The sequence below is a fragment of the Pseudomonas sp. 10B238 genome (assembly GCF_000970615.1).
In the GTDB taxonomy this organism is placed as follows: domain Bacteria; phylum Pseudomonadota; class Gammaproteobacteria; order Pseudomonadales; family Pseudomonadaceae; genus Stutzerimonas.
In genome coordinates, this window is sequence record NZ_KQ033928.1 from 255,677 (window position 1) to 275,008 (window position 19,332).

Here is a 19,332-nt window from a genome sequence, read left to right on the forward strand (position 1 = left end):
CATGTTGAAGAAAAGCTTCGCTGCACTGGCCCTGGGCTCGATGATGCTTGCTGGCCAGGCGTTTGCCGCTGACTACGCGATCGATACCAAAGGCCAGCACGCCTTCGTTAACTTCAAGATCAGCCACCTGGGTTATAGCTGGCTTTGGGGCTCCTTCAGGGAGTTCGACGGCAGCTTCAGCTTCGATGCCGCGAAGCCTGAAGCAAGCAGCGTGAAGGTAACGCTGGAGACGGACAGCGTCTTTTCCAACCATGCCGAGCGTGACAAGCATCTGCGCAGCGAGGATTTCCTAAACGTCTCTGAGCACCCAACGGCGACGTTCGAGTCCACCTCGGTCAAGCCGACTGGTGACGGTACTGCAGATATCACGGGCGATCTGACCCTAAACGGCGTCACCAAGCCGGTGATCATTGCGGCCAAGTTCCTCGGTGAAGGCAAGGACCCATGGGGCGGCTACCGTGCAGGCTTTGAAGGCACGACGACGCTCAAGTTGAAAGACTTCGATATCAAAATGGATCTTGGACCGGCTTCGCAGTCAGTCGATCTGATCATCTCGGTCGAAGGCATCCGCCAGTAATCGACAATAGTCACCAGGCGCCGGCGTAAGCCGGCGTTCTGCTTTTTGTGCGGTGGTCAGGGCCGCGTACAGGCATCTTGCAGGCGTTGCTTGGCAACATCGGTATCAGCGCGATAGCCCGTCGGAGAGGCAATCGCCTGTTTACAAACACTACTGCATGTAAGTATATTCGCCGCATTCTGCCATTCGAGTCTGCCCAGGCTGTTCTGCTCTAGGGCCATTTGTTCAATGAGGTCACTCCCGATGCTGATCAAACCAGCCAGTGCTGTTCTGATTCCACTTTTCGTCGCCGTAGCAGTGCTCAGCGGTTGTCAGGACGAACAAGCGGCGGCGCCGGCGGGGAAGCCGGCCCCACAGGTTGGCATCGTGACACTCGGAGCTGAGCCGTTCGAACTGACAACGGAGCTGCCGGGGCGAACCACAGCCTTCCGCGTTGCCGAGGTCCGGCCGCAGGTCAGCGGCATCATTCAGAAGCGCCTGTTCACAGAAGGGAGTGAAGTAAAGAAGGGTCAGCAGCTCTATCAGATCGATCCGGCCGTATACGAGGCCACCCTGAAAAGTGCTCAGGCGCGGCTGGCGTCGGCCAAGTCGCTCTCCGATCGCTATGCGCTGCTGGTCAAGGAACAGGCGGTGAGCCAGCAAGCCCATGATGAGGCTCGGGCTGCGTCTCTGCAGGCCCAGGCCGAGCTGGAACGGGCGAAAATCGATGTTCGCTATACCAAAGTACTTGCGCCCATCTCCGGGCGTATAGGCCGCTCCGCGGTGACCGAAGGGGCGCTGGTCAGCAATGGCCAGGCGCAGGAGTTGGCGACCATCCAGCAGCTTGATCCGATCTATGTCGACGTGACCCAGCCGGTGCAGGACTTGATTGCCCTGCGGCGCGACCTGGAAAGCGGCCGGCTGCAGCAGGCCGGGGACAGCGCGGCCAAGGCCCGGCTGATCTTGCCTGACGGCTCCGAATATCCGCATGACGGTACGCTGGAAGTCTCCGAAGTGTCCGTGGACGAAGGCACGGGTTCGGTCACCATCCGCGCCAAGTTTCCGAATCCTGAGAAAGAGCTGCTGCCTGGCATGTTCGTTCACGCGCGCTTGCCGGCTGGTGTTCGAGAGCAGGCATTGCTGGTTCCTCAACAGGGCGTTACCCGTGACGCTCGTGGTGAGCCGACCGCGATGGTTGTAGGCGCCGACAACAAGGTCGAACTACGCCAGATCAAGACCGAGCGTGCAGTCGGTAATCGCTGGCTGGTGAGCGAAGGCTTGCAGCCAGGTGATCGCGTGATTACCGAAGGGCTGCAGTTCATTCGCCCAGGTGTCGAGGTCAATGCGCAGCCAGCCGGAAACGTCAAGCAGGCCGGGCAGAGCAATGGCCAGGCTGGCGCAGCCGCCGCTGGCCAAGAGGGATAACCAGACATGTCCAAGTTCTTCATCGACCGGCCCATCTTCGCCTGGGTAATTGCCTTGGTGCTGATGCTTGCCGGAGCGTTGGCAGTCCTCAAGCTGCCAGTCAACCAGTACCCGAGCATCGCACCGCCGAACGTGTCGATTTCGGTCAGCTACCCAGGCGCTTCGGCGCGAACGGTTCAGGACACCGTCGTCCAGGTCATCGAGCAGCAGCTCAATGGCCTCGATGGTCTGCGTTACATCTCATCGGAAAGTAACTCCGATGGCAGCATGACGATCAACGTGACGTTCGAGCAGGGCACCGACCCTGACATCGCGCAGGTGCAGGTACAGAACAAGCTCCAGCTCGCCACGCCGCTGCTGCCCCAAGCAGTTCAGCAGCAGGGCATACGTGTGTCGAAGTCGGCGCGCAACTTCCTGATGGTGGTGGCGCTGGTGTCCAAGGACGGGCAACAGAGCAACTTCGACCTGGCCAACTACATCGTCGCTAACGTGCAGGATCCAATTTCGCGTACGCCTGGTGTCGGTGACTTCCAGGTGTTCGGCGCCCAGTATGCGATGCGGATCTGGTTAGACCCGGCCAAACTGCAGCAGTACCAACTGACCGCAGTGGACGTCCGGTCTGCGATCCAGGAGCAGAACGTCCAGGTTTCATCCGGTCAGCTTGGTGGTTTGCCGGCGGTGGAAACCCAGCAGCTCAACGCCACGATCATTGGCAAGACCCGCCTGGAGACGCCGGAGCAGTTCGAGAAGATCTTGCTGAAGGTTAACGCCGATGGATCACAGGTGCGCCTGCGTGACGTGGCCAAGGTCGAGCTCGGCGCCGAAAGCTATGCAATTCGCGCCGAGTACAACGGCCGGCCTGCAGCAGGTTTGGGGATACGCCTGGCGGCGGGTGGCAACGCGCTTGATACCGCAACAGCGGTCCGTCAGACGATCTCCGAGCTGGAGCCTTTCTTCCCGCCTGGCGTCGAGGTGGTTTACCCCTACGACACCACACCGGTCATCTCGGCCTCCATCGAAGGCGTAGTGCATACCTTGATCGAAGCCTTCGTGCTGGTCTTCCTGGTGATGTTCCTATTCCTGCAGAACCTGCGGGCAACGCTGATCCCGACGTTGGCTGTGCCGGTGGTTATCCTTGGCACCTTTGCGATCCTGCTGACGTTTGGATACAGCATTAACACGCTCACCATGTTCGCCATGATTCTAGCCATCGGTCTGCTGGTGGACGATGCCATCGTGGTGGTGGAGAACGTCGAACGGGTGATGCGCGAGGAGGGGCTTTCGGCGCGGGAAGCGACGCGCAAGTCGATGGGTCAGATCCAGGGCGCGCTGGTAGGCATCGGTGTGGTGCTTTCCGCTGTACTGTTGCCGATGGCGTTTTTCGGTGGCTCTACCGGGGTTATTTATCGTCAGTTCTCCATAACCATCGTCTCGGCCATGGTGCTCTCGGTCCTGGTCGCGCTGATTTTCACGCCAGCGCTGTGCGCCACCATCCTCAAACCGCATAGCGGCGATCATGAGGGCAAACGCGGTTTCTTCGGCTGGTTCAACCGCACCTTCGAGCGCGGCACCCTGCGCTACGAGCGTGGTGTGAAAGCTGTGTTGCGGCGCAAGGCGCCCTATCTGCTGATGTATCTGCTCATTGTCGGCATCATGATCTGGATGTTCACCCGCATTCCCACTGCCTTTCTTCCCGAGGAAGATCAGGGTGTGCTGTTCGCCCAGGTGCAGACGCCTGCCGGTTCGACCGCGAGCCGCACCCAGGAGGTTGTCGAACAGATGCGGGATTATCTGCTGACCGAGGAAAGCGAGACGGTCAGATCGGTGTTCACCATTACCGGCTTCAACTTCGCGGGCCGCGGCCAGAGTTCAGGCATGGCCTTCATTATGCTCAAGCCATGGGAAGAACGGACCGAGCCCGGGCAGGGTGTCTTCGAGCTGGCTGAGCGTGCCCAGGGGTACTTCTTCAGTCTTCGCGATGCCATGGTGTTCGCCTTCGCGCCGCCTGCGGTGATGGAGTTGGGCAACGCCACCGGTTTCGACGTATATCTGCAGGACCAAGCCGGGCTCGGCCATGAAGCCCTAAGCAAGGCGCGTGACCAGTTCATGCAGCTCGCCGCTGAGGACCCGACGCTCACCGGCGTTCGCTTCAACGGGATGCGCGACGAGCCGCAGTACCGCCTGATCATCGACGACGAAAAGGCGCGTGCTCTTCAGGTTTCCCTTGCCGCGATCAACGACTCCCTATCGATTGCCTGGGGCTCGAGTTACGTCAATGACTTCATCGATCGGGGTCGGGTCAAGCGCGTCTACATGCAGGGCGAACCCACTTCACGGATGAACCCGGAAGATCTTGGCAAATGGTATGTGCGCAACGCTGCAGGCGAGATGGTGCCCTTCACCGCATTCGCCACCGGTGAGTGGACGTATGGGCCGCCCAAGCTGACTCGCTTCAACGGCGTGCCGGCAATGGAGATTCTGGGGGCAGCCGCACCGGGCTACAGCTCCGGCGAGGCTATGGCTTCGGTCGAGCGGATCGCCGCGCAGTTGCCGGCTGGCATTGGGTTCTCATGGACTGGCCAATCCTATGAAGAGCGTTTGTCGGGGTCGCAGGCGCCGGCACTGTATGCCCTGTCGCTGCTGGTGGTATTCCTCGCGCTTGCGGCCCTGTACGAAAGTTGGTCGGTTCCACTCTCGGTCATGCTCGTTGTGCCGCTGGGTATTGTTGGCGCGCTGGCGTTCACCATGGGGCGTGGGTTGTCGAATGACGTCTTCTTCCAGGTCGGTCTGCTGACCACCGTAGGCTTGTCGGCGCGTAACGCAATCCTGATCGTCGAGTTCGCCAAGACCTTGCACGAGCAAGGCATGACACTAACCGAGGCGGCGATCGAAGCCTGCCGCATTCGTTTACGTCCTATCATCATGACCTCACTGGCATTCATGCTTGGCGTACTTCCGCTAGCGATCTCCAGCGGGGCGGGTGCCGGCAGCAAACATGCGATCGGTACAGGTGTGATCGGCGGCATGCTCAGCGCCATGCTGTTGGCGATCTTCTGGGTGCCGTTGTTCTATGTCCTGGTGTCTTCGCTGGGTAAGCGCAAAAAGACTGTCAGCGACGAGCAAAACGGAGAGGCGCAATGAACAAGTCAGTACTGAGCCTGGCGCTGATGGCAGCGCTGAGCGGTTGCTCGTTAATGCCTGATTACCAACGCCCCGACGCACCAACGCCCGAGACCTGGCCCGAGGGTGAGGCTTACATCGGCTCTGCCAGTGCGGTAGAAGGGCGACCGATGGAGATGGAGTGGCAGGCCTTCTTCAGGGATCCCGCGCTGCGTGAGTTGATACGCGTGGCCCTGGAGAACAACCGCGACCTTCGGGTTGCGGCGCTGAATGTCGATGCGTATCGCGCGCTCTACCGTGTCCAGCGGGCCGATCTGCTGCCGCTGGTAAGTGGCGATGCGGCCGGCAGTCGTACCCGAACGCCTGGAGATCTGAACCAGACCGGCGACGGTGCCATCAGCAGCCAGTACAGCGCGACGCTCGGTGTCTCGTGGGAACTGGACCTGTTTGGGCGCCTGGGTAGTCTGCGTGAACAGGCGCTACAGCAGTATTTCGCTACCGAGGCAGCACAGCGGAGCACCCGGATCAGTCTGATCGCGAGCGTTGCCAATGCCTGGCTGACCTTGCAGGCCGATCAGGCTCTGTTGCAGGTGAGTCGTGACACGCTGAACGCCTATGAGGAAAGCCTCTCACTTACTCGGCGCAGCTTCGATGTCGGCGTAGCCTCGGCGCTCGAGTTGAGCCAGGCGCGCAGCGCGGTCGATACCGCACGAGTGGGGATCGAGCGTTATACCCGCCAGGTTGCCCAAGATCGCAACGCCCTCACGCTGCTGCTTGGCCAGAGCGTTCCGTTGAACTTGCCGGCCGGTGGTCGGCTGGAGCGCGACCTGCTGGCCACGGTTCCGGTGGGGCTGCCGTCGGACTTGCTCTATAAGCGTCCGGACATCATTCAAGCTGAATATCAGCTACGCGCTGCCAACGCGAATATCGGGGCGGCGAGGGCAGCGTTCTTTCCGCGTATCAGCCTCACTGGCGCGGTAGGTACCGCGAGCAGTGAGCTGTCCGGGCTGTTCGATGGTGGTTCCAGCTACTGGAACTTTTCTCCGAGTATCAGTGTGCCGATCTTCAATGCCGGGCAGCTGCGTGCCAACCTCGACTACGCCGAGATCAGCCGCAACATCCAGGTGGCTCAGTATGAACAGGCAATCCAGACGGCGTTCCGTGAGGTGGCGGACGGGCTGGCGGCCCAGGCGACCTATGTTCGCCAGTTGCAGGCTCAGCGTGACTTGTTGGAGACCAGCGAAGACTACTATCGTCTCGCCGAGAGGCGATACCGGACGGGCGTAGACAGCTACCTGACGTTGCTCGACGCACAGCGTCAGCTGTTCGAAGTGCAGCAGCAGTACATCAGTGACCGTCTGGCGCAGATGATCAGCGAAGTCGAGTTGTTCAAGGCGTTGGGCGGCGGTTGGGATGCAAATGCCGAGGCTATCCCTGGGCCGGGTTGAGTCTGTCTCGCGACGCTTGCCGTCGGTCGATGGTGTGATTATCGAGCCAACGCTCAAACAAAAACGCCGCCTTTGAGGGCGGCGTTTTTATTCGTGCTGCGTTTCAGCGATTGCGGGTCAGCAATGCCGGCTTCTCGCCGCGAGGCTTGGTCGGCAGCTGTTCCAACTGCTCAATGCTGGGCAGTCGGTCCAGTTTCGACTCCTTGTGGATGATGACCGGCTGCTTTTCCTTCGGCTTCTCCGCAACGTCCCGGCGGGCACCACCGCTATCACCGTCGATCCGACGCCCTTCGTTCTTGCGGCGTGGCTGCGCGCCACGTGCAGGCTGCCCTTGACGCTTGCCTTTACCTTGAGCGCCTGCACTGGCAGCGCCGCTGCGTGGGGCCGCCGCGGCACGTGGCTGGCTAGCCGGTTGAGCCGGTTGAGCCGGCGCGCCGGGACGACGGCCACGTCCCTGCTTGTTCTGGTAGGGACTGACATAGTCGACGCTGTTGCCGAAGTTATCGACTTCGTCATCAAGAAATTCGTCCGGAGCGCGATCATTCGGTAGGCGAGGCGGACGGCTCACCGGAGCTGCAGCTGTCTGCTCTGCTGAGCCCTGCGCTGGACGCGCACTGCGCGGCTTGTTGCGTCCGCGACGGTTGCGGTCACCCGCTTTCGGCTCGCTGGCTGCAGTTTCGGTGGTTTTGGCAGCGCGCTCGCCCCGAGGTTTGCGTTCACTGTTGCGAGCAGGACGTGGCTGGCGTGGCTCACGGACTTCCGGCTTCTCCGCTTCGATGGTGCTGGCGTCGAAGCCCAGCAAATCGCCGTCCGGAATCTTCTGCTTGGTCATCCGCTCGATGCCCTTGAGCAGCTTTTCCTCGTCAGGTGCGACCAGCGAAATCGCTTCACCGCTGCGGCCAGCTCGACCGGTGCGCCCGATCCGGTGAACGTAGTCTTCCTCGACGTTCGGCAGCTCGAAGTTGACCACGTGAGGCAACTGGTCGATGTCCAGCCCGCGCGCGGCGATATCGGTGGCGACCAGGATACGTACCTGGTTGGCCTTGAAATCCGCTAGCGCCTTGGTACGCGCGTTCTGGCTCTTGTTACCGTGAATCGCGACTGCCGGCAGACCGTGCTTGACGAGATACTCGGCAAGGCGGTTGGCACCGTGCTTGGTGCGGGTGAACACTAGGACCTGTTCCCAGGCGCCTTTGGTGATCAGATGGGCCAGCAGGGCGCGTTTGTGCGTGGATGGCAGACGAAAAACACGCTGCTCGATACGCTCGACGGTCGTGTTCGGCGGTGTGACCTGGATTTTCTCCGGCTCGTGCAGCAACTTGCTGGCGAGGTCGGTGATGTCCTTGGAAAAGGTCGCCGAGAACAGCAGGTTCTGGCGCTTGGTCGGCAGCTTGGCGAGGACCTTCTTGACGTCATGGATAAAGCCCATGTCGAGCATACGGTCGGCTTCGTCGAGGACCAGAATCTCCACGTGGGAAAGGTCGACGGCTTTCTGGTTCGCCAAGTCGAGCAAGCGGCCCGGGCAGGCGACAAGCACGTCGAGGCCCTTCGCAATGGCTTGAACCTGCGGGTTCATGCCGACGCCTCCGAAGATCACCGCGCTTTTCAGCGGCAGGTCGCGGGCGTACAGCTTGAAGCTATCGTGTACCTGGGCGGCGAGCTCGCGTGTCGGCGTCAGCACCAGTACGCGCGGCTGGCGCGGACCGTGGCGGTGCTCTCGGTCAGGATGGCCGCCCGGGAAAAGAATTTCGAGTACGGGGAGGGCAAAGCCACCGGTCTTGCCGGTTCCCGTCTGTGCAGCGACCATCAGGTCGCGTCCTTGCAACACGGCGGGAATGGCCCGCTGTTGCACCGGTGTAGGCTGGGTGTAACCGGCGGCCTCGACGGCACCGGCCAAAGCCTCGGAGAGACCGAGGGAAGCAAAGGACATGAGTAATCCTGTCTTGTGTAGGGCGTTGCCCTGGGATGGTCATGCCTGGCTCGAATCGCGACTGGCGTGCGATCCCGTCCGGTCCTGCCGCATCTCTACGATAACGACATCCGGGCGTAAGCCTGGCGGAAGCGCGGAGTATAACAGAGCCTGTTAACGCCGCATTGGTAGGACAGTGTGGCAGTTCGCAGGTTCATTGGCCAGCTCCCTGTTTCGCAGGGGGCTGAGCAGTTCAGCGAACCAGCTTCAAGTTTTCCCAGACGGCCAGGCTGGGTTCGGCCTGGTTCAGGGTGTAGAAGTGCAGCCCAGGCGCGCCACCGGCGAGCAGTTTCTCGCACATCTCGGTGATCACTTGCGTGCCGAAAGCCTGAATGCTCTCCATGTCGTCGCCGTAGGCTTCCAGCTGCTTGCGCACCCAGCGCGGAATTTCCGCACCGCAGGCGTCGGAGAAGCGCGCCAGCTTGCTGTAGTTGGTGATCGGCATGATGCCCGGGACGATCGGCGTATCCACGCCCAGCTTGCGCACGCGCTCGACGAAGTAGAAGTAGCAGTCGGCGTTGAAGAAGTACTGGGTGATGGCGCTGTCAGCACCGGCCTTGGCCTTGCGCACGAAATTGGCCAGGTCATCTTCGAAATGGCGCGCCTGCGGATGCATCTCCGGATAAGCCGCGATTTCGATATGGAAATGATCGCCCGTTTCGGCGCGAATGAATTCCACCAGCTCATTGGCATAGCGCAGCTCGCCGCTGGCCATGCCCATGCCGGAGGGCAGGTCGCCGCGTAGGGCGACGATGCGCTGGATCCCGGCGTCCTTGTAGATGTTCAGCAGTTCGCGCAACTCAGCCTTGGTGTCGCCAACGCAGGACAGATGCGGCGCCGTGGAGACCTTCACTTCGCCGTCGAGCTGCAGCACGGTATTGAGGGTGCGATCACGCGTCGAACCGCCGGCACCGTAGGTGCAGGAGAAGAAGTCCGGTTTGTATTCGGCCAGGCGCCTGGCGGTGGCCAGAAGTTTTTCGTGCCCGGCGTCGGTCTTGGTCGGGAAGAACTCGAAGCTGAAGCTATGGCTGCGTGTTTGTGACATGACAATTCCTTTCGGCGATCAGCCACACCGCGCTTGACCGAGCTGGCTCGTGCAAAGCGCTGGTGCGGCTCTGGCCGTTATTAGTAGCGGTAGCTATCCGGCTTAAACGGACCTTCGACTTCCACGCCGATGTAGTCGGCCTGGCCTTGGGTCAGGAGGGTGATGACGCCCCCGAAACCCTTGACCATTTCGGCTGCAACTTCCTCGTCGAGCTTCTTCGGCAGCACCATCACGGTGACGTTCTGGGTCCTTTCAGCGACCGGCAGGTCAGCGAACTTCTCGTTGTACAGGTGGATCTGCGCCAGCACCTGGTTGGCAAACGAGCCGTCCATGATGCGGCTCGGGTGGCCAGTGGCGTTGCCCAGGTTCACCAGACGGCCTTCGGCCAGCAGGATCAGGTAATCGTCATTCTGCGCATCGAAGCTGCCGGCACCGGTGCGGTGGATCTTGTGTACCTGCGGTTTGACCTCTTCCCACGCCCAGTTCTTGCGCATGAAGGCGGTATCGATCTCGTTGTCGAAGTGACCGATGTTGCAGACCAGTGCGCGCTTTTTCAGCGCCTTGAGCATGCCAGCGTCACACACGTTGGCATTGCCGGTGGTGGTGACGATCAGGTCGATCTTGCCCAGCAGCGCGGTGTCGATGCTCGCATCGGTGCCGTCGTTCAGGCCGTCCTTGTACGGGGAGACCAATTCGAAGCCGTCCATGCAGGCCTGCATGGCGCAGATTGGGTCGACTTCCGAAACCTTGACGATCATGCCTTCCTGACGCAGCGACTGCGCCGAGCCCTTGCCCACGTCGCCATAGCCGATCACCAGTGCCTGCTTGCCGGAGAGCAGGTGGTCGGTGGCGCGCTTGATGGCGTCGTTGAGGCTGTGGCGGCAGCCGTACTTGTTGTCGTTCTTGCTCTTGGTGACCGAGTCGTTCACGTTGATCGCCGGAATCTTCAGGGTGCCTTTCTTCAGCATGTCCTGCAGGCGGTGTACGCCGGTGGTGGTTTCCTCGGTGACGCCATGCACGCGCTCGAGCACCTGTGGGTACTTGTCGTGCAGGATCTGGGTGAGGTCGCCGCCATCGTCGAGGATCATGTTGGCGTCCCACGGCTGGCCGTCCTTGAGGATTGTCTGCTCGATGCACCACTCGTACTCTTCCTCGGTTTCGCCCTTCCAGGCGAATACCGGGATGCCGGCAGCAGCGATGGCAGCAGCAGCCTGGTCCTGAGTGGAGAAAATGTTGCAGCTGGACCAGCGTACTTCGGCGCCGAGCGCGGTCAGCGTCTCGATCAGTACGGCGGTCTGGATGGTCATGTGAATGCAGCCGAGGATCTTCGCGCCTTTTAGCGGCTGCTCGTCAGCGTACTTGTGGCGAAGGCCCATCAGGGCGGGCATTTCGGATTCGGCGATGATGATCTCGCGGCGACCCCAGGCAGCCAGGGAAATGTCGGCGACCTTGAAATCGTTGAAACCTGCAGGCGTCATGACAGCGCTCATTGAAGAGTTCTCCATTCGTTTTGTGCGAATGGGCGCCGTTGATGCGTATGGTTAACGCCCTATCCGAGCCTGACAGACCCCCTGAAGGTAAGCCTGCTGCAGCGCCCCTCGGACAGGTGGCGGGCACGGCCGAACGGTGCCGGCGGTGTGAAGCCCGGCGATTATAGCCGCGCCCGCAGAAGATCCCAAGCCCGGCGCGCAATGCTGATCAGCGAGCGTGATTGGTATCTCGGGCGCAGATCCACCGATCAACACGCCGGCCAGCTGGCCGGCGGTCGGACTGTTTTTCAACTGGCCTTCGAAAGTTCTCAGATGAAGCCCAGTATACGAGGCAGGAAAAGCGAGAGCTCCGGTACGAAGGTCGTGACTATCATCACGGGCAACGCCACGAAGGCCATCAGCGCCAGCGCTGGCGCTACGGTTTTGTGGATAGACACTTTGCCGATTCGACACGCCATATAGAGGATTGGGGCGACCGGTGGGCTGTTTGCGCCGATCACGACGGAGCAGGCGACGATCGAAGCGAAATGAACCGGATGCACGCCGCTTTCGACCATCAAAGGCAGGAACAAAGGCGCAATCACCACCGTGACCGATACATCGTCCATGATCATGCCGGCGATGATCAGAAAGATGTTCACTGCGATCAGGATCAACAATGGATTCTGAATCAGGTGGGTCACCAGCTCGGTCAGGTCCTGCGGAATCCGCTCGGATGCCAGGATTCGCCCGATCATAAAGCTGAACAGGAGGATGAGAATCACCGTGCCGGTAGTCTCGGCCGCGGAGACCACGCTGCGGGCAAAGCTGCCCAGGTTGAGATCCCGGTAGACGAAAAAGCCGATGAACATGGCCGCGAACGCAGCCACCGCTGCGGCTTCGGTGGGCGTGAATATGCCCCCGTAGATGCCGCCGAGAATGATCACGGGCAGTGACAGCGCCGGAATGGCGCGCAGGGTTGCTTTGCCCTTAGCCGGAAGCTGCCCGATACCGTCGCCTGCGGCACTCGTGACTTCATTAAAGAAGCGACCGACACTGAAACGGTTGGCCGCGATCAAGCCAATGATCAGTAGAACCGCTGGTCCAACCGAGGCGGCAAAACAGGCTGCCACTGACTGACGGGTTACCACTGCAAACAAGATCATCGTGATCGAGGGTGGAATCAGAATGCCCAACAGCGATGAAATGCCCAGCAGCGCGGCCGAGTAACTGCGTGGGTAACCGCGTTGCTCCAGTGGGCCGATCATGATCGTGCCGATCGAGGCGACAGCAGCGGTAGCCGTACCGGCGATGGCGCCAAAGATGCCGGATGCCATCACCATCGACGCGCCCATGCCGCCACGGCGCTTGCCGATCATGACTTCGATGAAATCGACCAGCCGACGGGCGATTCCTCCGCTCTGCATCAGGTAGCCGGTTAATACGAACAGCGGCAGCGCAATCAGAATTACCGAGTCGAGAGAGCGGTAGCCCTGCAGCATCATGGTGTTCAGATTGGCATCGTAGGCGTACACCAGATACGCCAAGACGCCGGCGAACGACCAGGCGACAGGTACACCGATGATCATCAGCAGTATCAACAGGCCAATTGCAATAAAACCTTCCATATCAAAGCTCCTTTTGGCCCAGCTGTTTAATGCCGGCCAGTGAGCCGATGACGTCCCTCAGCGAATAGCAGCTGCAACCAATGGCCGCGAGCATGATGGATGCCTGGGGCAACCACAGCGGGATGCCCATTCCCGGGGTCGATTGCGGACGGCGAAGCCCCCAGCTCAGCATGCGGTAGGCGAGTACCACGAAGAACAGGCAGATCACGAACGAAATCAGCGAGATCAGAGCCTTGTGCATCAGCTGAAATCGCTGGTCGGTGATCTTCAACTCGATGAAGTCGACCTTGAGATGCTCGTTGCGCCGGCAGGCGATGGTGCCCCCGAGCATATAAAGCCACATGCCGAACAGCATGATCAGCTCCAGCAATCCCACCATGGACCAGCCGAACACATAGCGGGCCAACACCAGAAACAACATCAGACCAACCACCAGCAGACTGGCAACGAACGCTGCGGCCTCTAACAACCAGCCCACGCCTCTATCCAGTCCGGAAAAGAATTCTCGGATCATTTTTCTTCCAGCGTATGAACAAGCCGGCCCGCAAAGCGGGCCGGCTGTGGATTAAAGCCTGAAATTCGCTGATTACAGCGGAGAGGCGTTCTTGCGGATGGTGTCCATGATCTCTGGGCCCACTTCCTTGTCCATCTGTGGCCAGACCTTCTCGCGCGCGGCTTTGGCGAATTCGCGGATCTGCTCCTCGTTGGGCTCGAAGTACTTCATGCCCGCTTCCTGAGCTTTGGCGATGTAGTAGTCGTCCTGCTGTTTGGCAGCCTTGAACTGCTCGTTCATGATCTCGATAGCCGCGTCGCTGACGATCTTCTTCTCCTCTTCGCTCATGTTTTCCCAGGTGTCCTGGTTGGCGGACAGAATGCCGGTCATGAAGAAGTGCTTGGTCTGCACGTAGTAATCCAGAGAATCGCGGAAGTACTCGTAGTCCCAGTAGATGACGTTGCCGGCTTCACCATCGACCACGCCGGTCTGCAGCGCGGTGTAGACCTCGCCCCAATCGATTGCGGCGGTCTGGTAACCCAGCGCCTGCATGGTCTGTGGTGCCGGGAACACGGTCATGGTGCGCACTTTGAGGCCATTCGCATCGGCAATATTCAGTGCATATTTGCCTTTGGAGGCGACACCGTTGAACCCTTCCGGCCAGGGGCCGAAGAACTTCAGGCCAATATCGCTGTAAATCCCGCCCAGCATGTTATTGACCCAGCCGCCAGGGCTGTAGGCCTTGAGCGCTTCATCCCAGGACAGCGTCATGTAGGGTGTGTAGATAACGCCGATGCGCTTGTCGTAAGACGTCATCGGCCAGTTCAGCATCAGATCGACGTCACCGGCGACATGCAGATCAAACACTTCCTGCTGGCCGCCAAGCTCGTTCTGGTAGAAAACCTTGGCTTTGATCTCGCCGTCCGACTTCTGCTCGATCAGCTCACCCCACTTTTTCAAGGCGTCGCCCGCCGGTGAACCCTTGGTGCCAGAGTCTGTAGCGAGTTTCAACGTCAGTGCCTGGGCATGCGTGCTCATTATCAAGACAGATGCTGCCGCACCAGCGAGCAACGTCTTTAGCGTGGCTTGGATTGTTCTCATTTTTTTCACCCTAGCTCCCTAACGGTTATCGAAAAGTGCGCAGATAGGCGACAGGCCTGTGCGATGTCTAATAGGTTCTGCGCAACCAGCAGGACCCACTCCGACATGGCTTCCGCCCCGACCATCAAGCTTCGGGGCCTGTCAGCGATTTGAAACAGGACCGCATTGCGCGCTGCATCAAGGCCTATTCCTGATGCACGGGGTCTGTCAGGGCTCCACGGATCAGCCCTAGCGACAGGGCGCAAGGTTTGCGGTCAAGTACGGAACCGATGGTACGAATGCCATCCTTCGCGAGTGTTCTGGAAGCGACGCGTTGGCACCGGAAAACGATGCGGCAGTGACGGATATTGATTTACGTCAACGCTTCGGAGGGTTGGAGCCCGCGGGCAGCTAGTGGAGGCAAGACTCGTGTGGCTCTGGATCCTCTCAGGACTTCGAGCACTTCGCGCAGACACTACGCGGTTGGCTTTCTCCAGATGAGCAGCCGCTGGCGCAAAGACGCTTATAGCCGTGATCATGGTAGGGCCTAGCCCTGGCGCTGACCCAGGGATCAGTGAGCGCGGTCCGTATCGCGCGTGCAGATCCGCCGAACCAGCCTGCCAATGCTCAGTCCCTGGACCAGGATCGAGAACAGCACCACCAGATAGGTGATATTCAGCAGCAGATTGCGTTCGTCGCTTGCCGGCAATGCCAGCACCAGCGCGACAGAAATTCCGCCTCGCAGCCCGCCCCAGGTGAGGATGCGCACGGTGCCGTTGGGCAGTGCGCGGCCCATTTTGCGCAACAGAAAGGCTGCCGGACCGACTGCCACCAGGCGGGTGCCAAGGATGAGGAGGGTGACGCACAGCGCAATCAGCAGGTACTGCGCGCTGAATGGCAGTAGCACCAGCTCCATGCCGATCAGCACGAAGAGCACTGCGTTGAGAATCTCGTCGAGTAGCTCCCAGAAGTTATCGAGGTTGTCCCGGGTGTGATCCGACATGGCATGCCGGCGCCCCTGGTTACCGATGATCAGTCCGGCCACCACCATGGCGATGGGGCCGGAGACGTGCAGGTGCGTGGCCAGGGTATAGCCGCCCAGCACCAGCGCGAGGGTCAGCAAGACCTCCACCTGGTATTGGTCGATGCTCTTGAGCAGGGCAAAGGTCAATGCGCCAAGCAGAGCGCCGAGCAAGATGCCCCCTCCGGCTTCCTCGACGAACAACCATATGGCTTCCCCCGCGCCGGGCGCTTCGCCGCGGGCGAGCACGCCCAAAAGCACGGTGAACACCACGACTGCGACCCCGTCGTTGAACAGCGACTCACCGACGATGGTGGTTTCCAGCGCTTTTGGCGCGCCGGCCGAGCGCATGATGCCGAGCACGGCGATCGGATCGGTCGGCGAGATCAGCGCGCCGAACAGCAGGCAGTAGATCAACGGCGGCTGCAAGCCGAACAGATCGAGGATCCACCAGCTACCGAAGCCGATCACGGCAGTGGAGAACAGCACGCCTACGGTGGCCAGCAGGCCGATCGCCCAACGGCGGGCGCGCAAGTCGGCCAGGTTGATGTGCAGTGCGCCGGCAAAGAGCAGAAACGACAACATTCCATCCATCAACAGATGGTTGAAGTCGATCCGGCCAACCAGGGTTTCGATCTGCGCTTCCAACAGTGGCAGGCCCAGCATGGTCAAACCATGAAGCAGCAGCGAAAAAACCAGTGCCGTGGCCATTACGCCGATGGTGGGTGGCAAGCCGATGAAACGGTAGTTGAGGTAGGCGAGCAGTGCGGTGAGGCTGATGAAAATGGCCGAAAGTTCGAGCATGGGGTCCTCAGGGCGGCATCGATGGGCGAATGCAGAGTGGACTAGGTTTCGAGGCAAATGGTGCCAGGCGAATCGCGAACTCAGCCAAGGACTGAAGGGTCGAACGGTAAGGTTCGGTGAACCTCGCCGGGCGAGTGATCCTTTCAGGAGCTGCCAACATGAACCTCTTGTTTCGTTCTGTTCTGCTAGCCATTGCTGCCGGGCTGAGCCTGCCGGCTGCCGCCAATTCCTGCTACGTCAGCGCCGAAACCTCCGGCGCAGTGCCGCCGCCGGTGGCGACCGAAAAGTGTTTTCGCTACGAGGGCATGCAAGACAACAACATCGACTGGGTCTGTCAAAACAACGAGGCGGTGAAGAATTCTCGCCGGGAGATCCTCGAAAGTTGCCCATCCGGTCACTTCGGCGTCTGTACTGCCGCGTTGACGCCCGCGACGCTGGCCAACGAGCGCGCCACTGGCAGTCAGGCCACCAGCACGCCCGCGCCGACCACGGTGCCCGAGCAGGCACGCATCGTCACCTTCTACTACAAGGCAACGGACCACGCCCAGGCCAAGGTCGACTGTGAAAGCGCGGGTGGTGAATGGTCGCAGTAGGCTTGTGACGTTTGGTGATACGGCCGGCAGGGGCGATAATCGCCGGCCGTTGTATTTCCGAGTGGTAGAACCATGAAGCTGTTGCCGTTGAGTGTGTCGCTGGTCGCCGTGTTGGCGTTGTTGGCTGGCTGTGATCGTATCGATCCCAACTCTCCGCTCGGCAAACGCAAGGCGATCTATCAGCAGATGCTCGACGTCAAAGAGGACCTGGGCGGCATGCTGCGCGGTCGCTTGCCGTTCGATCCAGAAGGCTTCACCAGCGGAGCGGCGAAGCTGGATCAGCTATCCCGTCAGCCCTGGCAGCATTACCCGGAAGTGAAGGAAGCGCAGAGCGATGCGCGCGACGATGTATGGCAGCAGCAGGCGCGATTTAACCAGATGGCCCGAGAGCTAGAAGCCCGAACTGCCGCGCTCGTTGCCGCGACCACTCAGACGCCGGTGACGTCCGAAAGCGTCGCGCCGGCGTTTCAGCAGGTAGAAGACGCCTGCGAGGCGTGCCACAAGGAGTTCCGCGCTTACTGATCGAGGCGGCGCACCGATCAGCGCTTGGCCGCTTCCAGCTCCTTACGGGCCTGATCCAGGCGCCGTTTGCTCACTTCGATCACCTGAGGATCGCCTGTTCCCAAGGCCTCGCGCAGCTGCGCTTCACGGGTCGTAGCCAGGCGCATCGCGCGTTCGATCTCGGCATGGTTGGGTTGCAACGGGACCACGCCGCTGCAGCGCTCGGTCAGGTGTTGCAGTTGAGCCTCCAGTAACGCGCGCAGGCTGCTATCGCCCTTCAGGCGTGCGTCCTTGATTTGCTGGCTGATGCGCTCGCGCGGTTCGCTGCAGGTTGCGTCCGTCTCTGCCATGGCTATCGTTGGCACACTGCAACAGAGACAGATCAGCAAATACGCGAAGGGATTGTGCCGGCCGGTCATGCACAGGTCCTTTTTGTTGTTGTGATGTCATAAGACTGGAGTCCAGCGGTGAAGTGCCCTCAGAATCCGGCAATGCCGACCTCATGCAGTTGCTGACGCAGTCGGAGGATTTCCGGCGCCGTGAAGAAGGTCCGAAGCTGCTTAGCGCGTTTCGCCCCGATGCCGGGCGCCGCCTGCCATTGCGTCTGGGAGATTGCTCCCAGGTCGTCCCAGCTGTCGGCCGGGATTGCATCGGCACCCGGTGGCGCGCCGAGCGCCCGTAGCCAACTGGCGAGAGGACGGGCGCGTGCCAGCTGAAAACTGGCGACCAGTGTGCTGGCGCTGGCTTCGCCGATACCTGGCACTTGTTGCAAACGACGCTGATCGAGGTGCAGCCAGTCAAGCAGGTCATCGACCAGCCTGGCATCCACCAATGCCTGCCAAGTCCCCGGTCCCAGGTGGGGAAGGTCGAGCCCTTTCTTACCGCTGAGCCAGACAAGGCGTGCGATGAACTGCTGCTCGCAGCCAGGGCTGGCTTGCCAGCAACTCAGAAAATGGTAGTCGCCGGGTGCGGGCGCCTCGACTCGCCCCCGCCGCTGCTGCATGCGCCAAACGACACGCTCGAAGCGCGGAATGGTCAGGCCGGCCAGGGCGATCGCGACTTGATCGTCAGGTTGTACGTCTGCCTGCTGCCAACGCCTCACGGACCCGAGGCTGACGCGGCTGACAAGGCGGTCATCGAGCTGTACCGGCTCCAGCTGCAGTACCGGTGTGATTCTGCCGCTGCGACCGATGGTGAATGTCACCTCGCGCACCCGGGTAACGGCTGTGCGCAGCGGATATTTCCAGGCAATTGCCCAGTGCGGCGGCTGGGCCTGCCAGCGGGAGGCGTCCGGGCGCTCACCCTGGCGCAGCACGATCCCATCACTGGCGAACGGAAGACTATGGCGAAACCAGTGGTCACGCCAATGGCCAGCTTGTTCCGCAGTTTCCAGCGGCACGGTCAGCGCAGCGCTTTCATCGAATCCCATCGCCACCAGGCCGGCGAGGCGAGATCGCATGTCGGCCGGGCCGTTGGGCCAGTCCCAGATGAACAGGCCGATCTGTGCGGCGGTCGCCTCATCCAGCACCAACCTCGCCATCGCTCCGGTGACCTTGCTGCGCGCCCCGGCACTGCCGGCTTGCGCTTGCACGTGGTCCTGCACGCGCCAGTACAGCTCGCCCTGCAAGATCAATTCTTCTTTGATCGGCAGCTGCAGCGGTATGGCCTGCAGTTGCCGGGCGCGGTCGGTCCAGTCCTGTCCATGGCTGCCGTCGCCGCGGCTCACCACCCGGACCAGTGAACCCTGTTGGTAATGCAGCGTTACCGCGACGCCATCGACTTTCGGTTGGACCCACACATCCGAGCGGGCCGTGAGCCAGCCCTTGACCGCCTCGGCATCGGCAAGCTTGGCCAGGCCGGTCTGAGCGACTGGATGGGCAATGGGCCCGTCGCTGCCGTCGAGCGGGTCTGCAGCTGTTGCTGCGCTGTCAGTCGCAAAGCAGGCTTGCCATTGCTCCAGACGCCGCCGGGTCTGGTCGTAGATTTCGTCGTCGACCAGCGAGAGACCGCGCCGATGGTAGGCGTCGTCCCACTGTGTCACTTGATTGGCCAAGGCTGCGATTTCGGTTTCGGCACGGCGGTTTGGCCAGTCGGGACAATCGGCCGTTGCCAGGGAGGAGAGGGTGCAGAAAGTGAGCGCGATGAGGCGTTGCATTGATAGAGCATCCTTGCTCGTTCGG

Annotated in this window: 15 protein-coding genes and 1 riboswitch; of the genes, 6 read left to right on the forward strand and 9 right to left on the reverse strand. The window is 61.0% G+C overall.

Translation table 11 applies throughout. From position 1 onward, the window contains the following. Position 1: 1 nt before the first annotated feature. The 4 genes from RT21_RS03470 (at position 2) to adeC (ending at position 6,549) form a co-directional block, all read left to right on the forward strand. Positions 2-577 (forward strand): YceI family protein, encoded by a 576-nt coding sequence (locus RT21_RS03470; RefSeq protein ID WP_045423745.1) that lies wholly within the window; start codon positions 2-4, stop codon positions 575-577. A 243-nt stretch (positions 578-820) separates the two neighbouring features. Beyond that, a complete protein-coding gene (locus tag RT21_RS03475) occupies positions 821-1,981 on the forward strand; it encodes an efflux RND transporter periplasmic adaptor subunit (protein WP_046161623.1) in 1,161 nt (386 codons plus the stop codon). A 6-nt stretch (positions 1,982-1,987) separates the two neighbouring features. Continuing rightward, positions 1,988-5,122 (forward strand): efflux RND transporter permease subunit, encoded by a 3,135-nt coding sequence (locus RT21_RS03480; protein WP_046161624.1) that lies wholly within the window; start codon positions 1,988-1,990, stop codon positions 5,120-5,122. After that, a complete protein-coding gene (adeC, locus tag RT21_RS03485; RefSeq protein WP_046161625.1) occupies positions 5,119-6,549 on the forward strand; it encodes an AdeC/AdeK/OprM family multidrug efflux complex outer membrane factor in 1,431 nt (476 codons plus the stop codon). Before RT21_RS03480 ends, adeC begins: the two co-directional genes overlap by 4 nt. A 103-nt stretch (positions 6,550-6,652) precedes the next feature. Here adeC and RT21_RS03490 read toward each other — a convergent pair whose 3' ends face one another. The 7 genes from RT21_RS03490 to RT21_RS03520 all read right to left on the reverse strand — a co-directional run bounded on the left by RT21_RS03490 (position 6,653) and on the right by RT21_RS03520 (position 16,058). Further along, positions 6,653-8,479, reverse strand: a complete 1,827-nt coding sequence (locus RT21_RS03490) for an RNA helicase RhlE2 (protein ID WP_046161626.1) — start codon at positions 8,477-8,479, stop codon at positions 6,653-6,655. 232 nt (positions 8,480-8,711) lie between these two features. Further along, complete coding sequence (gene metF, locus RT21_RS03495) at positions 8,712-9,563, reverse strand: methylenetetrahydrofolate reductase [NAD(P)H] (protein WP_046161627.1); 852 nt, start codon at positions 9,561-9,563, stop codon at positions 8,712-8,714. Between the two features lie 80 nt (positions 9,564-9,643). Then, a complete protein-coding gene (gene ahcY, locus RT21_RS03500) occupies positions 9,644-11,053 on the reverse strand; it encodes an adenosylhomocysteinase (RefSeq protein WP_046161628.1) in 1,410 nt (469 codons plus the stop codon). 23 nt (positions 11,054-11,076) lie between these two features. After that, positions 11,077-11,169: riboswitch (S-adenosyl-L-homocysteine riboswitch) on the reverse strand. A 192-nt stretch (positions 11,170-11,361) separates the two neighbouring features. Next, a complete protein-coding gene (locus RT21_RS03505) occupies positions 11,362-12,660 on the reverse strand; it encodes a TRAP transporter large permease (RefSeq protein WP_046161629.1) in 1,299 nt (432 codons plus the stop codon). A 1-nt stretch (position 12,661) separates the two neighbouring features. Next, positions 12,662-13,174 carry a TRAP transporter small permease gene (locus tag RT21_RS03510; RefSeq protein ID WP_046161630.1) on the reverse strand — a complete coding sequence of 171 codons (513 nt, stop codon included), beginning with the start codon at positions 13,172-13,174 and terminating at the stop codon, positions 12,662-12,664. 72 nt (positions 13,175-13,246) lie between these two features. Beyond that, complete coding sequence (dctP, locus tag RT21_RS03515; RefSeq protein ID WP_200598787.1) at positions 13,247-14,191, reverse strand: TRAP transporter substrate-binding protein DctP; 945 nt, start codon at positions 14,189-14,191, stop codon at positions 13,247-13,249. 613 nt (positions 14,192-14,804) lie between these two features. After that, positions 14,805-16,058 carry a cation:proton antiporter gene (locus RT21_RS03520; protein ID WP_046161631.1) on the reverse strand — a complete coding sequence of 418 codons (1,254 nt, stop codon included), beginning with the start codon at positions 16,056-16,058 and terminating at the stop codon, positions 14,805-14,807. Positions 16,059-16,216: 158 nt separating this feature from the next. Here RT21_RS03520 and RT21_RS03525 point away from each other — a divergent pair, with 158 nt between their 5' ends. Continuing rightward, positions 16,217-16,651 (forward strand): hypothetical protein, encoded by a 435-nt coding sequence (locus tag RT21_RS03525; RefSeq protein WP_045423760.1) that lies wholly within the window; start codon positions 16,217-16,219, stop codon positions 16,649-16,651. Positions 16,652-16,723: 72 nt separating this feature from the next. Further along, on the forward strand, positions 16,724-17,173 hold the full coding sequence (locus tag RT21_RS03530; protein WP_046161632.1) for a c-type cytochrome: 450 nt from the start codon (positions 16,724-16,726) through the stop codon (positions 17,171-17,173). Between the two features lie 17 nt (positions 17,174-17,190). Here the strand turns inward: RT21_RS03530 and RT21_RS03535 are convergent, their stop codons facing one another. After that, positions 17,191-17,571 (reverse strand): DUF1090 family protein, encoded by a 381-nt coding sequence (locus tag RT21_RS03535; protein ID WP_046161633.1) that lies wholly within the window; start codon positions 17,569-17,571, stop codon positions 17,191-17,193. A gap of 59 nt (positions 17,572-17,630) precedes the next feature. Beyond that, positions 17,631-19,307: an NAD-dependent DNA ligase LigB gene (gene ligB, locus RT21_RS03540; protein WP_046161634.1), complete on the reverse strand. Its 1,677-nt coding sequence runs from the start codon at positions 19,305-19,307 to the stop codon at positions 17,631-17,633. Positions 19,308-19,332 lie beyond the last annotated feature (25 nt).

What these genes read in the sequence shown, in the direction of transcription:
- RT21_RS03470 (WP_045423745.1), top strand. Translation starts at nt 2, where the DNA reads ATGTTGAAGAAAAGCTTCGCTGCACTGGCCCTGGGCTCGATGATGCTT.
- RT21_RS03475 (WP_046161623.1), top strand. Translation starts at nt 821, where the DNA reads ATGCTGATCAAACCAGCCAGTGCTGTTCTGATTCCACTTTTCGTCGCC.
- RT21_RS03480 (WP_046161624.1), top strand. Translation starts at nt 1,988, where the DNA reads ATGTCCAAGTTCTTCATCGACCGGCCCATCTTCGCCTGGGTAATTGCC.
- adeC (WP_046161625.1), top strand. Translation starts at nt 5,119, where the DNA reads ATGAACAAGTCAGTACTGAGCCTGGCGCTGATGGCAGCGCTGAGCGGT.
- RT21_RS03490 (WP_046161626.1), bottom strand. Translation starts at nt 8,479, where the DNA reads ATGTCCTTTGCTTCCCTCGGTCTCTCCGAGGCTTTGGCCGGTGCCGTC.
- metF (WP_046161627.1), bottom strand. Translation starts at nt 9,563, where the DNA reads ATGTCACAAACACGCAGCCATAGCTTCAGCTTCGAGTTCTTCCCGACC.
- ahcY (WP_046161628.1), bottom strand. Translation starts at nt 11,053, where the DNA reads ATGAGCGCTGTCATGACGCCTGCAGGTTTCAACGATTTCAAGGTCGCC.
- RT21_RS03505 (WP_046161629.1), bottom strand. Translation starts at nt 12,660, where the DNA reads ATGGAAGGTTTTATTGCAATTGGCCTGTTGATACTGCTGATGATCATC.
- RT21_RS03510 (WP_046161630.1), bottom strand. Translation starts at nt 13,174, where the DNA reads ATGATCCGAGAATTCTTTTCCGGACTGGATAGAGGCGTGGGCTGGTTG.
- dctP (WP_200598787.1), bottom strand. Translation starts at nt 14,191, where the DNA reads ATGAGCACGCATGCCCAGGCACTGACGTTGAAACTCGCTACAGACTCT.
- RT21_RS03520 (WP_046161631.1), bottom strand. Translation starts at nt 16,058, where the DNA reads ATGCTCGAACTTTCGGCCATTTTCATCAGCCTCACCGCACTGCTCGCC.
- RT21_RS03525 (WP_045423760.1), top strand. Translation starts at nt 16,217, where the DNA reads ATGAACCTCTTGTTTCGTTCTGTTCTGCTAGCCATTGCTGCCGGGCTG.
- RT21_RS03530 (WP_046161632.1), top strand. Translation starts at nt 16,724, where the DNA reads ATGAAGCTGTTGCCGTTGAGTGTGTCGCTGGTCGCCGTGTTGGCGTTG.
- RT21_RS03535 (WP_046161633.1), bottom strand. Translation starts at nt 17,571, where the DNA reads ATGACCGGCCGGCACAATCCCTTCGCGTATTTGCTGATCTGTCTCTGT.
- ligB (WP_046161634.1), bottom strand. Translation starts at nt 19,307, where the DNA reads ATGCAACGCCTCATCGCGCTCACTTTCTGCACCCTCTCCTCCCTGGCA.